The sequence below is a fragment of the Serratia sp. EWG9 genome (assembly GCF_019913725.1).
GTDB lineage: Bacteria > Pseudomonadota > Gammaproteobacteria > Enterobacterales > Enterobacteriaceae > Serratia > Serratia ureilytica.
Genome location: NZ_JADNRO010000005.1, coordinates 16326 through 29273, shown reverse-complemented (window position 1 = coordinate 29273; position 12948 = coordinate 16326). Strand labels below are relative to the sequence as shown.

Here is a 12948-nt window from a genome sequence, read left to right as displayed (position 1 = left end):
CCGCTCCGCCGTCGTTTAGCGCGGCTCCCGCTGCAGCATCAGGAACAGCAAGGCAAACGCATTGGGCGCCAGGTAGATCAGCGCCCCCAGCTGCACCGCCAGCGGATCCTTCTTGGCCTGCCAGGCCATAAACCAGTCGCCGGCGACCACCATAAAGCCGACGCCCCACACCGTTATCGCGCAAAGCGCCCCCAGCATCGCCCAGGCTTTGCCCTTGGCGAAAGCGGCGTAAGAGCCTTTCAATCGCCCGATCATCAGCGCCACGCCCGCCGTCGCGAATAGGCCGGCCAGCGTTTCCAGCGCGGTGATGACCGCCAACCCCAACATGCAGGCCCAGTCGGCGCTGATCGCGCGCCACATCAGCCCAGGCGTTTGATAGGTATCCTGCATGGCGAGCAGTGGGCCCACCGCATTGCGCGCGGTGCCGGCAAAATCCGCCGTATTGTTCAACAGGCTGAACAGCCCCCACAGGGCCGGAAACAGAGAAAGGACGATGCAACCGAGGCGTGACACAGTGATTTCGTTCATGGTTATCCTTAATGAATAAACGGGTGACTCCCGCCCTCATGACGGGACCGCTATTGAGATCCTGATAGTTTGACGTGCACAATGTAAGAACTAATCTTACAATGACGCAGCATAGCCGAAAGTGAGGAGGAACAATGGGCAGAACACTAACGGTAGATCTGGGTGACGAACTGCGTAGCTTCGTCGAAGACCTGGTGGCCAGCGGCGATTACCGAACGCCCAGCGAAGTCATCCGCGAATCCGTGCGCACTTTGCGCGAACGTACCGCCGCCTCAAAACTGGAAGAGCTTAGGCGCTTGATCGCCGAAGGAGAGAACAGCGGCGAAGCCGTCGAATGGGATCGTGATGTGTTCATGGAAAGAATACGGAGCAAAGCAAAAGGATGCGCAGGAGAGTAACCGTTCGTCCAAAAGCGTTGGACGATATGGAAGAGATCTATTTTTACGGGTTGGCGCACTTTGGCTTGCAGGTGGCCGAAGATTATCTGCGCCGCCTGCATCAGGCTTTCGATAACCTTAGCCACCACCAACTCGGCAAAAACATCGATGCAATCGGCCCCGGCCTATAGGTATTGCCCGTCGCCAACCACCTGATTTATTTTCGACAGCACAGGCGGGAGGTGAATATCATCAGAGTGCTGCATCATTCCCGCGATCCGCTCAGCCAATCCTTTTTCAGCTGACCCAACGTTAAATCGCCACCAGCGCGCGGACGCCGTCCTGTTCCATAGCGCTGCCGGCGCCGCGCTGCACGATGCTGCCGCGCGACATCACCAGATAGCTGTCCGCCAGGTCGGCGGCGAAGTCATAGAACTGTTCCACCAGCAGGATCGCCATATCGCCCTTCGCCGCCAGCTGCTTGATCACCGCGCCGATCTCCTTGATCACCGAAGGCTGGATCCCTTCCGTCGGCTCGTCGAGGATCAGCAGCTGCGGCCGGCAGGCCAGCGCCCGGCCGATCGCCAGCTGCTGCTGTTGCCCGCCGGAGAGATCGCCGCCGCGCCGATCCTTCATTTGCCGCAGCACCGGAAACAGTTCATAGATCGGATCCGGCACCGCGCGCGCGTCGGCGCCGGAAAAACGCGCCAGCCCCATCAGCAGATTTTCCTCCACCGTCAGGCGCGGAAAAATCTCCCGCCCCTGCGGCACATAGGCGATGCCCGCCTGCACCCGCTGATGCGGCTTTTTACCGGTGATGGTTTCGCCCCGCCAACGGACGCTGCCGCTGCGCGCCGGGACCAGCCCCATCAGGCATTTCAGCAGCGTGGTCTTGCCCACGCCGTTGCGCCCCAGCAGGCAGGTCACCTCGCCGATGCGCGCCTCGAACGACAGGCCGCGCAGAATGTGGCTGCCGCCGTAATACTGATTCAATTCCTCTACCTGCAGCATCGTTACGCCTCCTCAGCGCCCCAGATATACCTCAATCACCCGTTCATCGGCCTGCACCTGTGCCAGCGATCCTTCCGCCAGCACCTGCCCCTGGTGCAGCACCGTCACGCGATCGGCGATGGTTTCCACAAACCCCATATCGTGTTCCACCACCATCAGCGAATGCTTGCCCGCCAGCTCGCGGAACAGTTCGGCGGTGTAGTCGGTTTCGGCGTCGGTCATGCCGGCCGCCGGTTCGTCGAGCAGCAGCAGGTGCGGTTCCTGCACCAGCAGCATGCCGATCTCGAGAAACTGTTTCTGCCCGTGGGACAACAGCCCGGCGGGCCGGTGGCGTTCATGCCCCAGCCGCAGGGTCTTCAACATCTCGTCGATGCGGTCGCGCTGTTCGCTGCTCAGGCGGGCGCGCAGGCAGGCCCACACCGATTTGCGGGTTTTCTGCGCGATCTCCAGATTTTCGAACACCGTCAGCGCCTCAAACACCGTCGGTTTTTGAAACTTGCGGCCGATGCCGGCGTGGGCGATCTGCATCGGCGCCAGCCGGGTCAGATCGACGGTCTGATCGTAAAACACCCTGCCGCTGTCCGGCCGGGTCTTGCCGGTGATCACATCCATCAGCGTGGTCTTACCGGCACCGTTGGGGCCGATCACGCAGCGCAGTTCGCCGACGCCAATGCGCAGCGACAGATCGGTCAGCGCGCGAAAACCGTCGAAGCTGACGTTGACGTTGTCGAGCTGCAGCACCGGATCGGTTTGCTGCCGGTATTTATCCGCCGGCAGCGGGTGGGTAAACAGCTCGTCGGTCACTTGCATCGCTTTCATGAGCTTTTCCTCCGACGCAGCAGGCCGATCACCCCTTTGGGCAGAAACAGCGTGACGACGATAAACATCAGGCCGAGGAAGAACTGCCAATATTCGGGAATGGCCATGGTGAACCAGCTCTTGGCGCCGTTGACGATGCCGGCGCCGAGCAGCGGCCCCACCAGCGTGCCGCGCCCGCCGAGCGCCACCCAGATGGCGGCCTCGATCGAGTTGGTCGGCGACATTTCGCCGGGGTTGATGATGCCGACCTGCGGCACATAGAGCGCGCCGGCCAGCCCGCACAGCACCGCCGACAGCGTCCAGACGAACAGCTTGAAGCCCTTCGGATCGTAGCCGCAGAAGGTCAGCCGGTTTTCCGCATCGCGCACCGCGGTCAGCACCCGGCCGAACTTGCTGCGCGCCAGCGCAAAGCCGATGGCCAGGCTGGCGGCCAGCAGCAGCACCGTCGCCAGAAACAGCGCCACCCGCGTGCCGGCGGCGGTGATGGGAAAGCCGAGCAGCGTGGTGAAACCGGTAAAGCCGTTATTGCCGCCGAAGCCGGTTTCGTTGCGAAAGAACAGCAGCATGCCGGCATAGGTCAGCGCCTGGGTCATGATCGAGAAATATACCCCTTTGATTTTCGAGCGGAAGGCGAAGTAGCCGAACAGGAAGGCCAGCAGGCCCGGCACCAGCACGATCAGGCACAGCGCCCAGGCGAAATGCTGGGTGCCGCTCCAGAACCACGGCAGCTCGTTCCAGGAGAGGAACGCCATAAACGCCGGCAGCCCGTCACCCGCCGCCTGCCGCATCAGGTACATGCCCATGGCGTAGCCGCCGAGCGCGAAGAACAGCCCGTGGCCGAGCGACAGCAGCCCGGCATAGCCCCACACCAGATCGAGCGCCACCGCCACCACCGCGTAGCACAGGATCTTGCCCGCCAGCGTCAGGGTATAGGTGGACACCGCCAGCGGATGACCCGCCGGCAACAACGTCATGAACGGCATGACCAGCAGCGCCAGCAACGCCAGCCCGCCGATGCTCAACGCCAGCCGGGGCGCTTTCTGCACGCCGGTTACGGTCAATGGTTGGCTCATCAGTCAATCACCCTGCCCTTAAGGGCGAACAGCCCCTGCGGACGCTTTTGAATAAACAGAACGATCAGCACCAGGATCAGGATCTTGCCCAACACGGCGCCGATCTGCGGCTCGAGGATCTTGTTGACGATGCCGAGGCCGAAGGCCGCCGCCACCGTCCCCGCCAGCTGGCCGACGCCGCCGAGCACCACCACCAGGAACGAATCGATGATGTAACCTTGCCCCAGCTCCGGCCCGACGTTGCCCAACTGCGACAGCGCCACCCCGCCGAGCCCGGCGATGCCGGATCCCAACCCGAAGGCCAGCATGTCCACCCGGCCGGTGGGCACGCCGCAGCAGGCCGCCATCGCGCGGTTTTGCGTCACCGCGCGCACGTTCATGCCGAGCCGGGTTTTGTTCAGCAGCAGCCAGGTCAACGCCAGCACCAGCAGCACGAACGCGATCACCGCGATGCGGTTCCACGGCAACACCAGGTTCGGCAACAGCTGCACGCCGCCCGACAGCCACGCCGGGTTGGCGACCTCGACGTTCTGCGCGCCGAACAGCACCCGCACCAGTTGGATCAGCACCAGGCTGATGCCCCAGGTGGCCAGCAGGGTTTCCAGCGGCCGGCCGTACAGGTGGCGGATCACCGTGCGCTCAAGCGCCATGCCGATCCCGGCGGTGATGGCGAACGCCACCGGCAGCGCCGCCAGCGGGTAGAGCGCCAGCCACTGCGGCGCAAATTGCTGAAACAGCCCCTGCACCAGATAGGCGGAATAGGCGCCGAGCATCAGCATTTCACCGTGCGCCATATTGATGACGCCGAGCAGGCCGTAGGTGATCGCCAGGCCGAGCGCCGCCAACAGCAGGATCGAACCGAGCGACAGGCCGCTGAACGCCTGGCCGAGCAGATCGCCGATCATCAGGCGGTGCTGCACGCGCTGCAAGCTGCGCTGCGCCTCGGCGCGCACCGCGGCGTCCGGCTCATTGGCCGCATCGGTCAAGGCTTGCAGCCGCGCGCGGGTTTCCGGCTCGCCCGATTCCCCCAGCAGCCGCACCGCATTGAAGCGCACCTGCGGGCTGGCGTCGGCCAATTGCAGGTTCGCCAGCGCAATGCTCAGCGCGTCGCGTACCTGCGGGTCTTTCTCCTGCGCCAGCCGCCGGGTCAACAGCGGCAACTGCTCGCCCTGCGCCTCGCGCTGCAGCGCGGTCGCCGCCTGCAGCCGCACCGCCGCGTCCGCGCTGACCAACCGCTGCGCCGACAACGCGTTGGCGATCAGAATGCGCAGCCGGTTGTTCAGCCACACCTTCTTCGGCTCGCCAACCGGGGCCGCCTCACCTTCAAGCGGCAGATAGCGGTCGCCCTGGCGGATAAAGGCGCGTTTCGCCCCGTCGATCGCCACGGTTTCCTGCTGCAGCCCCTGCAGCAACGGCAGGCGCGCGGCGTCCGGCTCGGCCGCCCACGCCTGCAGCAGTTTAGCCTGCTGCGCGCGAGTGGCCGCCGCGAACTCATCGGCCGGCCCGGCCTGCGCCAGCAGGGGCCAGGCGCACAACAGCCACAGCCCGGCGCGCAGAGAGGATAAAAACGGAGATTGCATCAGCTGCCTCTTCTGTTGGGCCGGCGCGCGTCGAGCCGCGCCGGCGCTGAGTGACGTTACTTGCCGCCTTTCACCGGGTAATCCGGTTTTTTGTCGTTGCCGGCGATATACGGACTCCACGGCTGCGCGCGCACCGGCGCCTCGGTCTGCCACACCACGTTGAACTGGCCGTTGCCCTCGATCTCGCCGATCATCACCGGCTTGTGCAGGTGGTGATTGGTCTTGTCCATGGTCAGCGTGAAGCCCGACGGCGCGGCGAAGGTTTGCCCAGCCATCGCCGCGCGCACCTTATCGACGTCGGTGGTGCCGGCCTTTTCCACCGCCTGCGCCCACATGTGGAGGCCGACGTAGGTGGCCTCCATCGGATCGTTGGTGACCGCAGTGGCGTAATTCGGCAGATTGTGCGCCTTGGCGTAGGCTTTCCACTGGCTGACAAACTGTTTGTTGGTCGGGTTATCCAGCGATTCGAAGTAGTTCCAGGCCGCCAGGTTGCCCACCAGCGGCTTGGTGTCGATGCCGCGCAGCTCCTCCTCGCCGACCGAGAAGGCGATCACCGGCACGTCGGTGGCCTTGACGCCCTGGTTGGCGAGTTCTTTGTAGAACGGCACGTTGGAATCGCCGTTGATGGTGGAGATCACCGCGGTGTTGCCGCCGGCGGCGAACTTCTTGATGTTGGCGACGATGGTCTGGTAATCGCTGTAGCCGAACGGCGTATAGACCTCTTCGATATCCTTGTCCTGCACGCCTTTGCTGTGCAGGAAGGCGCGCAGGATCTTGTTGGTGGTGCGCGGATAGACGTAATCGGTGCCCAACAGGAAGAAGCGCTTGGCGCCGCCGCCGTCCTCGCTCAGCAGGTATTCCACCGCCGGGATCGCCTGCTGGTTCGGCGCCGCACCGGTGTAGAACACGTTCGGCGACATCTCTTCGCCTTCGTATTGCACCGGATAGAACAGCAGGCCGTTCAGCTCCTCAAACACCGGCAGCACCGACTTGCGCGACACCGAAGTCCAGCAGCCAAACACCGCCGCCACCTTGTCCTGGCTCAGCAGCTGGCGCGCCTTTTCGGCGAACAGCGGCCAGTTGGAGGCCGGATCCACCACCACCGGCTCCAGCTTTTTGCCGAGCACCCCGCCTTTGGCGTTGATCTCGTCGATGGTCATCAGCGCCACATCCTTCAGCGGCGTCTCGGAAATCGCCATGGTGCCGGAGAGCGAACTCAGAATACCGACCTTGATGGTGTCGGCGGCCTGCGCGCTCCAGGCCAGGCCCAGGCCGACAGCGGCGGCGGACAGCGCAAAAGCTTTGATAAAACGACGACGTTGCATAGTTCAAACTCCTGATGTGTGTGAAATCAAAATCGTTACGCCGAGCGCGCAGGCTGCTGAGCCCGCGCCTGATGCAACATGTGCAGCGTTATTTTTCGCACTTCTGCCTTGCTGACGGCGATGTGCTCGCCGAGCAGCGTTTGCGCCTCCCCGCTTTGCCGCTGCAGGATCGCCTGCAAAATGGCGGCGTGCTCGCGGTAGGTGGCGTCCACCCGCGTCTGCTGGGTGAAATCCAGCCGGCGAATGATGCGGATCTTTTCGGTCAGCTCGCGGTGGATGCGCGCCATTTCGCCGTTGCCCGCCGCGGCCACCAACGCCTGATGAAACTGCTCATCGTGCTGCGACACCGCCTTGCCGTCCGCCAGGCGCGGCGCTTCGGTCCAAAAACGGCTCAGCGCCGCCAGCGCGTCCGGCGTTTCCCCGGCCGGGCGTTCGCACAGCCGTTTCACCGCCTCTTGCTCCAGCACGATGCGCAGGTCGTACAGCTCTTCGAAGTAGGCGAAATCGAACGGCCGCACCTGCCAACCGCTGCGAAACAACACCTCGACATAGCCTTCGCGCTCCAGCCGAAACAGCGCCTGACGCACCGGCGTGCGGCTGGCCGCCATGCGCTGCGCCACGTCGCTTTCGCTGAAGCGATCGCCCGGCAGCAGGCGAAACTCGAAGATGTCGGCCTTGAGCTGCAGATAAATGCGCTCCGCCAGCCCTTCCGGGCGCGCCTTGTGCTCTCCGTTGGTGATTTGCATCATCGCTCCTCCGTTCAGACCGCCTTTTCCAGCCACAGCAGAGCGTCGCCCGGCCCGACCGGCCGCCCCTGCCGGCAGCTGATGCGTTTAACGATCCCGGCGCGCGGCGCGGTGACCGCCAGCTCCATTTTCATCGCCTCGACCACGATCAGCGGCTGCCCGGCCGCCACCGCCTGCCCCGGTTCCACCAGGATCTTCCACACGCTGCCGTTAAGATCGGCGCTGACCAGATCGCCGTCGATGGCGTCTTCGTCCTCCGGCGGCAACAGCTGCGCCTCGGCCTCGTCGTCATCGCTGCGCCAGCGCGCCACTTCGGCGCTGAACGCCTGCTGCTGGCGATGCTGGAAGTCGGCGATCGCCTCGGCGTTGTCGGCCAGGAAACGGGTGTAGGCGGCGAAGTCGAACTCGCTCTTTTCGATGCGCACCTGCATGCGCCCTTCACGGAACGCTTCGCGCTGCTCGTCCAGCTCTTGCTCGCTGACCGGGTAGAAGCGCACCTGATCGAAGAAGCGCAGCAGCCAGGGCTCACCGGCGGTGAACTGCGGGTTTTTGAGAAACTTGTTCCAGATCGGCAGCGTGCGCCCCACCAGCTGGTAACCGCCCGGCGAGTCCATGCCGTAGATGCACATGTACATGCCGCCGATGCCGACCGTCCCTTCGGCGGTGTGGGTGCGCGCCGGATTGTATTTGGAGCTCAGCAGGCGATGGCGCGGATCGAGCGGCACCGCGCAGGGCGCGCCGAGGTAAACGTCGCCCAGCCCGAGGATCAGGTAGCTGGCGTCGAACAGAATGTCGCGCACCTGCTCGCGTCGGCTCAGGCCATTGATGCGCTGAATGAAATCGACGTTGTTCGGCAGCCAGGGCGCCGAGGCGCGCACCGTCTGTTGATAGCGATCCACCGCCCCCAGCGTGGCCGAATCCTCAAACGCCATCGGCAGCCACACGGTGCGCGTCGGCACCTTCAGGCGGCTGACGTCCCCCAGCGCCCGTTCGCGCGCCAGCAGGCGCTGCAGCAGGTCGGCCTGGCTAATCTGCCGGCTGTCGTAGCGGATCTGCAGCGAACGCACGCCCGGCGCCAGCTCCACCACGCCCGGCATCGCCTCCTGCCGCAGCGACTGCATCAGCAGATGAATGCGCAGCCGCAGCGCCAGATCGAGCACATTGTCGCCGTACTCCATCAAGATGTAGCCGTCCCCCGCCTGGCGATACGCCACCGCCGGGCGCCCGTCCGCCGCCGGCAGCGCCGCCAGCACCGCGGCGGAAACGGTCTCCGCCGGGGCCAGATCCGGCGGCGGTAGGGTGATGGCCTTCACCGCCGCCAGCGCTTCGATGCTGCCGAGCTGCGCCTGCTCCAGCGACTGCGCCTGCCGGAAGCCGATCGGATGGAAACGGATGCGGTCGCCCGGCTTCACCTGCCCCACTTTCCACAGTTCGGCCTTGGCGATGGTCACCGGGCAGACGAAGCCGCCGAGGCTGGGCCCGTCGCGGGTCAGGATCACCGGGAAATCGCCGGTGAAGTTGATGGCGCCGATGGCGTACTCGCAGTCGTGCACGTTGGAAGGATGCAAACCGGCCTCGCCGCCGTCCTCCCGCGCCCACTCGGGCTTCGGCCCCGACAGGCGCACCCCGAGGCGGTTGGAGTTGTAATGCACCTGCCAGTCGGTGGCGAAGAAGGCCTCAATCGATTCAGCGTTGAAAAAGTCCGGCGCGCGTGCGGCCCGTACAGCACGCCGATGTGCCACTGGTCGCCGTAGTGCGGGATCAGGCTGTCGTCCATCGCCTGCGGCGCGGCGATCGGCGCCGGCGTGGTGCTGGCCGCCAGCGCCGGTTGGGCGATCGCCAACATGTCCGCCACGCGCAAGGTGCGCCCGGCGTGGCCGCCGAACTGGCCCAGCGCGAAGGTGGAGCGGCTGCCGAGATACACCGGCACGTCAAAGCCGTTGCGTACCGCCAGATAGGTGCGGCAGCCTTGCGTGGCGCGCCCCAGCGTCAATACCTGCCCGGCCCGCACCGCGATCGGCCGCCAGTAGGCGACCGCCTCGCCATCCAGATCGGCCGGGCAGCTCGCGCCCGTCAGCGCGATGGTGGCGTCGCAATGAAAGCGCAGCGTCGGCCCCTGCAGGGTAAACTCCAACCCGGCGGCCGCCGGGTGGTTACCGACGATGCGGTTGGCCAGCCGAAACGCGAAGTCGTCCATCGGGCCGGACGGCGGCACGCCGATGTCCCAATAGCCGAGGCGGCCGGGATAATCCTGCACGCTGCTGTAGGTGCCGGGTTGCAGCACTTCGAGGCTGTGCGGCTGGAAACGCACATCGTCCAGCAGGCGTGTCCAGACATCGCCGCGCTGAAATTGCGGCGTGGCGATCACCTGCCGCAGATAGTCGAGATTGGTGGCGATGCCGTGCAAACGGGTCGCCGCCAGCGCCGCGCGCAATTTTTCCAGCGCCTGTGCCCGATCGGCGCCGTGCACGATCAGCTTGGCGATCATCGGGTCGTAAAACGCCGACACTTCGCTGCCGGTCGCCACCCAACCGTCGAGGCGCACGTCGTCAGGGAAATACACCTCGGTCAGCACACCGGGGCTGGGCTGGAAGTTTTTCAGCGGATCTTCGGCGTAGAGGCGCACCTCGATCGCCGCGCCCTGCGGCGCGCGTTGCAACGCCGCCCAATCCAGCGCGTCGCCCGCCGCCACCTGCAGCATGCATGCGATCAGATCCAGGCCGGTGACCATTTCGGTGACCGGGTGCTCGACCTGTAAGCGGGTGTTCACCTCCAGGAAATAAAACTCGTCGCGCGCGGCGTCATAGATAAACTCTACGGTGCCGGCGCTGCGGTAATTCACCGACTCGCCCAGCGCCACCGCCGCCCGGTGCAGCGCCTGGCGGGTCGCCGCCGGCAGATGCGGCGCCGGGGTTTCCTCCACCACCTTTTGGTTGCGCCGTTGCAGCGAACAGTCGCGCTCGCCGAGCGCCGCCACCCGCCCCTGGCCGTCGCCGAAAATCTGCACCTCGACGTGGCGCGCCCGATCGACGAAGCGTTCGATAAAGGCGCCGGCGTCGCGGAAGAACTGCTCTCCCAGCCGTTTGACGCTGTCGTAGGCGTCGCGCAGCGCCGCCTCGTCGTCACAGCGCGTCAGGCCGATGCCGCCGCCGCCGGCGGTGCTTTTCAGCATCACCGGGTAGCCGATGCGCGCGGCGGCCGAGACCGCCTGCTCAACGCTCTCCAGCAAGCCGGTGCCCGGCGTCATCGGCACCCCGGCCAACGCCGCCAGCTCGCGCGCCCGGTGCTTGAGGCCGAACTCGCGCATCTGCGCCGCCGTCGGGCCGATAAAGGCGATGCCCGCCGCTTCGCAGGCGTCGGCAAACTCGGCGCTCTCGGACAAAAAGCCGTAGCCGGGGTAGATCGCCTGCGCGCCGGTGGCCGCTGCCGCCGCGAGGATCTTGTCGATGCGCAGGTAGCTGTCGGCGGCCTTGTCGCCGCCGAGCGCCACCGCCCTGTCGGCCTCGGCGACGTGCGGCGCATTGCGGTCGGCGTCGGAATAGACCGCCACGCTGGTTACGCCCAGGCGTTTCAGGGTGCGAATGGCGCGGCAGGCGATTTCGCCGCGGTTAGCGATCAGTACGGTAGTAAACATGTTCATGCCCCCTTAACGCTGGCGAGATAGTCGCGCCAGCCGCCAAACTCAGTGATATCCGTCGCGTCTTCCAGCGCCCAGGCTTCGCAGATAAACCCCTTCACCCGCCGGCCGTCCGCCAGCAGCAGCGTGCCGATGCCCAATGGCGCCGGGATTTCCGCCACAAACTCGCCGAAACGGGCCAGCGGGATGTCCCACAGCTCAACGCGGATCGCCGCCCCCTGCGCCGCGCGCGCCAGCCCCGGCTTCGGCGGCTCGGTATCGGCCAGCGCATACAGGCGATAGCAGGGGGCGGTAGCGGTTTGCTCCACCTGCACCGCGTCGCGCTGTGTCAGCTGGACGTTGAGCGGCATGCCGCTAAGGTGAGCGCCCACTACCGCCAGACGCACGTGCCCTGTGGACGGCGCAGGCACAGGCTGCGGCGGCAATGCCCGGCCGATAGCGCCGAGCGGCAAGGCGCTTTGCCGTTGCCAGCGCAGGCCAAACGCCGCCAGCGCCCGGTCATGCCAGGCGGGCGCAATCAGGGTGATGCCCGCCGGCAGACCGTCTTCGCGCAGCGGCCCCGGCAGCGCCAGCGCGCTCAGATCGGCCAGGTTGGTGAAATTGGTGTAAGTGCCGAATTGCGAATTGAACAGCACCGGCTCCTGCGCCATCTCCGCCAGGGTGCGGATAGTGGGCGCGGTCGGCACCACCAGCGCGTCGAACGGCGCCAGCCGCTGGGCGATTTGCCGCGCCAGCTCGGCGCGCAGGTATTCCGCCTTGTAGGCGTCGCAGGCGCTGTAGCCGAGGCCGTTGCCGACGATGCCGCGCACCACCGGATCGATAGCCTGCGGGCTCGCTTCCAGCACCTGCTCAATGGCCACCGTGCGCTCCGCCACCCAGGGGCCGTAATACAGCTGTTCCGCCAGAGTGCGAAACGGCGCGAAATCGAGGGGTTCCAGCGTGGCGCCGCCCGCCTGCAGCTGCGCCAGCGCTCGGTGAAACGCCCGCTCGGCCTGAACGTCGCCGAAAAACTCCAGTTGGGCGGGAACGGCGAAACGCGGCGCGGCGGGGATATCCGCCGGCGCGGTATGCGGATCGGGGCAGGAATACGGGTCTGCCGCGTCAAAGCCGCTCGCCAGTTCCGCCACCTGCGCGGCGTCGGCCACCGTCAGCGCGAAGACCGACACCGTATCGTTCAACCGGCAGGCCGGCACCACGCCGCGGTTGGACAACCGCCCCTTGGTCGGCTTCAGCCCGACGATGTTGTTGAACCCGGCGGGCACACGCCCCGAACCGGCTGTGTCGGTGCCGAGCGCGAACGGCACCAGGCCGCGCGCCACCACCGAGGCGGAGCCGGAGCTGGAACCGCCGCTGACGTAGCGGCTGTCGAAGCTGTTGACCACTGCGCCATACGGTGAGCGAGTGCCCACCAACCCGGTAGCGAACTGGTCGAGGTTGGTTTTTCCAAGGGCGATCGCCCCGGCGGCGCGCAGGTGGGCGACCACGGTGGCGTCCGCCGCGGCCTGATAGGTGAACGCCGGGCAGGCGGCGCTGGTCGGCCAGCCGCCAACGTCGATATTGTCTTTGATGGCGAAGGGCACGCCGAACAGCGGCAGGCGGCTGAGATCGCCGGCGACCGCCTCGAGCCTCTGTGCCAGCTGCCGATACTGCTGCTCGCGCTGCGCCGGCGTAGCGAGATACAGCCAGGCGTTATCGTCTGGGTTCAGCCCGGCGACCAGCGTTTCGATCGTCGCACTGACGCAGGCAAGGCGCTCGCCCGCCGGGCGGGTTTGGTAATGGTGTTGCCATTCACTGAGGGTAAAACCGCACGCTACAACAGGTTCGCTCATCGACTGAATTCCATCTGGTACAC

The 12948-nt window shown here is 65.9% G+C and carries 10 protein-coding genes and 2 pseudogenes; 2 read left to right on the top strand and 10 right to left on the bottom strand.

What is annotated here, in order from left to right:
• Nucleotides 1-15: 15 nt before the first annotated feature.
• Entirely contained in the window at nt 16-528 is a 513-nt protein-coding gene (locus ITX55_RS12860) for a DUF2165 family protein (RefSeq protein ID WP_085819318.1), read from the bottom strand.
• Nucleotides 529-662: 134 nt separating this feature from the next.
• Here ITX55_RS12860 and ITX55_RS12855 point away from each other — a divergent pair, with 134 nt between their 5' ends.
• Complete coding sequence (locus ITX55_RS12855) at nt 663-926, top strand: type II toxin-antitoxin system ParD family antitoxin (protein ID WP_004939442.1); 264 nt, start codon at nt 663-665, stop codon at nt 924-926.
• Nucleotides 911-1096, top strand: coding sequence for a type II toxin-antitoxin system RelE/ParE family toxin (locus tag ITX55_RS24060; RefSeq protein ID WP_232065802.1), 186 nt, complete (start codon nt 911-913; stop codon nt 1094-1096). The genes ITX55_RS12855 and ITX55_RS24060 overlap by 16 nt, the downstream gene beginning before the upstream one ends.
• Before the next feature lie 121 nt (nt 1097-1217).
• Here ITX55_RS24060 and urtE read toward each other — a convergent pair whose 3' ends face one another.
• The 9 genes and pseudogenes from urtE to atzF form a co-directional block, all read right to left on the bottom strand.
• Nucleotides 1218-1916, bottom strand: a complete 699-nt coding sequence (gene urtE / locus ITX55_RS12845) for an urea ABC transporter ATP-binding subunit UrtE (protein WP_108680327.1) — start codon at nt 1914-1916, stop codon at nt 1218-1220.
• A gap of 12 nt (nt 1917-1928) precedes the next feature.
• Nucleotides 1929-2735, bottom strand: coding sequence for an urea ABC transporter ATP-binding protein UrtD (gene urtD / locus ITX55_RS12840; RefSeq protein WP_015377102.1), 807 nt, complete (start codon nt 2733-2735; stop codon nt 1929-1931).
• Nucleotides 2732-3808: an urea ABC transporter permease subunit UrtC gene (gene urtC, locus ITX55_RS12835; RefSeq protein WP_033642333.1), complete on the bottom strand. Its 1077-nt coding sequence runs from the start codon at nt 3806-3808 to the stop codon at nt 2732-2734. The genes urtD and urtC overlap by 4 nt, the downstream gene beginning before the upstream one ends.
• Complete coding sequence (gene urtB, locus ITX55_RS12830; protein WP_108680326.1) at nt 3808-5388, bottom strand: urea ABC transporter permease subunit UrtB; 1581 nt, start codon at nt 5386-5388, stop codon at nt 3808-3810. The genes urtC and urtB overlap by 1 nt, the downstream gene beginning before the upstream one ends.
• A 56-nt stretch (nt 5389-5444) precedes the next feature.
• The gene (gene urtA, locus ITX55_RS12825; protein ID WP_025302020.1) at nt 5445-6713 is read right to left on the bottom strand and encodes an urea ABC transporter substrate-binding protein; all 1269 of its coding nucleotides are present in this window, start codon (nt 6711-6713) and stop codon (nt 5445-5447) included.
• A 35-nt stretch (nt 6714-6748) separates the two neighbouring features.
• Entirely contained in the window at nt 6749-7459 is a 711-nt protein-coding gene (locus ITX55_RS12820) for a GntR family transcriptional regulator (protein ID WP_042785662.1), read from the bottom strand.
• A gap of 14 nt (nt 7460-7473) precedes the next feature.
• Nucleotides 7474-9234: pseudogene (locus ITX55_RS24050) on the bottom strand (carboxyltransferase domain-containing protein); the annotation flags it as partial.
• Between the two features lie 128 nt (nt 9235-9362).
• Nucleotides 9363-11093, bottom strand: a pseudogene (locus ITX55_RS24045) (biotin carboxylase N-terminal domain-containing protein); the annotation flags it as partial.
• 2 nt (nt 11094-11095) lie between these two features.
• The gene (gene atzF / locus ITX55_RS12810) at nt 11096-12925 is read right to left on the bottom strand and encodes an allophanate hydrolase (protein ID WP_108680325.1); all 1830 of its coding nucleotides are present in this window, start codon (nt 12923-12925) and stop codon (nt 11096-11098) included.
• Nucleotides 12926-12948: the final 23 nt, after the last annotated feature.

What these genes read in the sequence shown, in the direction of transcription:
- urtE (WP_108680327.1), bottom strand. Translation starts at nt 1,916, where the DNA reads ATGCTGCAGGTAGAGGAATTGAATCAGTATTACGGCGGCAGCCACATT.
- ITX55_RS12820 (WP_042785662.1), bottom strand. Translation starts at nt 7,459, where the DNA reads ATGCAAATCACCAACGGAGAGCACAAGGCGCGCCCGGAAGGGCTGGCG.
- urtD (WP_015377102.1), bottom strand. Translation starts at nt 2,735, where the DNA reads ATGAAAGCGATGCAAGTGACCGACGAGCTGTTTACCCACCCGCTGCCG.
- atzF (WP_108680325.1), bottom strand. Translation starts at nt 12,925, where the DNA reads ATGAGCGAACCTGTTGTAGCGTGCGGTTTTACCCTCAGTGAATGGCAA.
- urtC (WP_033642333.1), bottom strand. Translation starts at nt 3,808, where the DNA reads ATGAGCCAACCATTGACCGTAACCGGCGTGCAGAAAGCGCCCCGGCTG.
- ITX55_RS24060 (WP_232065802.1), top strand. Translation starts at nt 911, where the DNA reads ATGCGCAGGAGAGTAACCGTTCGTCCAAAAGCGTTGGACGATATGGAA.
- ITX55_RS12855 (WP_004939442.1), top strand. Translation starts at nt 663, where the DNA reads ATGGGCAGAACACTAACGGTAGATCTGGGTGACGAACTGCGTAGCTTC.
- urtB (WP_108680326.1), bottom strand. Translation starts at nt 5,388, where the DNA reads ATGCAATCTCCGTTTTTATCCTCTCTGCGCGCCGGGCTGTGGCTGTTG.
- urtA (WP_025302020.1), bottom strand. Translation starts at nt 6,713, where the DNA reads ATGCAACGTCGTCGTTTTATCAAAGCTTTTGCGCTGTCCGCCGCCGCT.
- ITX55_RS12860 (WP_085819318.1), bottom strand. Translation starts at nt 528, where the DNA reads ATGAACGAAATCACTGTGTCACGCCTCGGTTGCATCGTCCTTTCTCTG.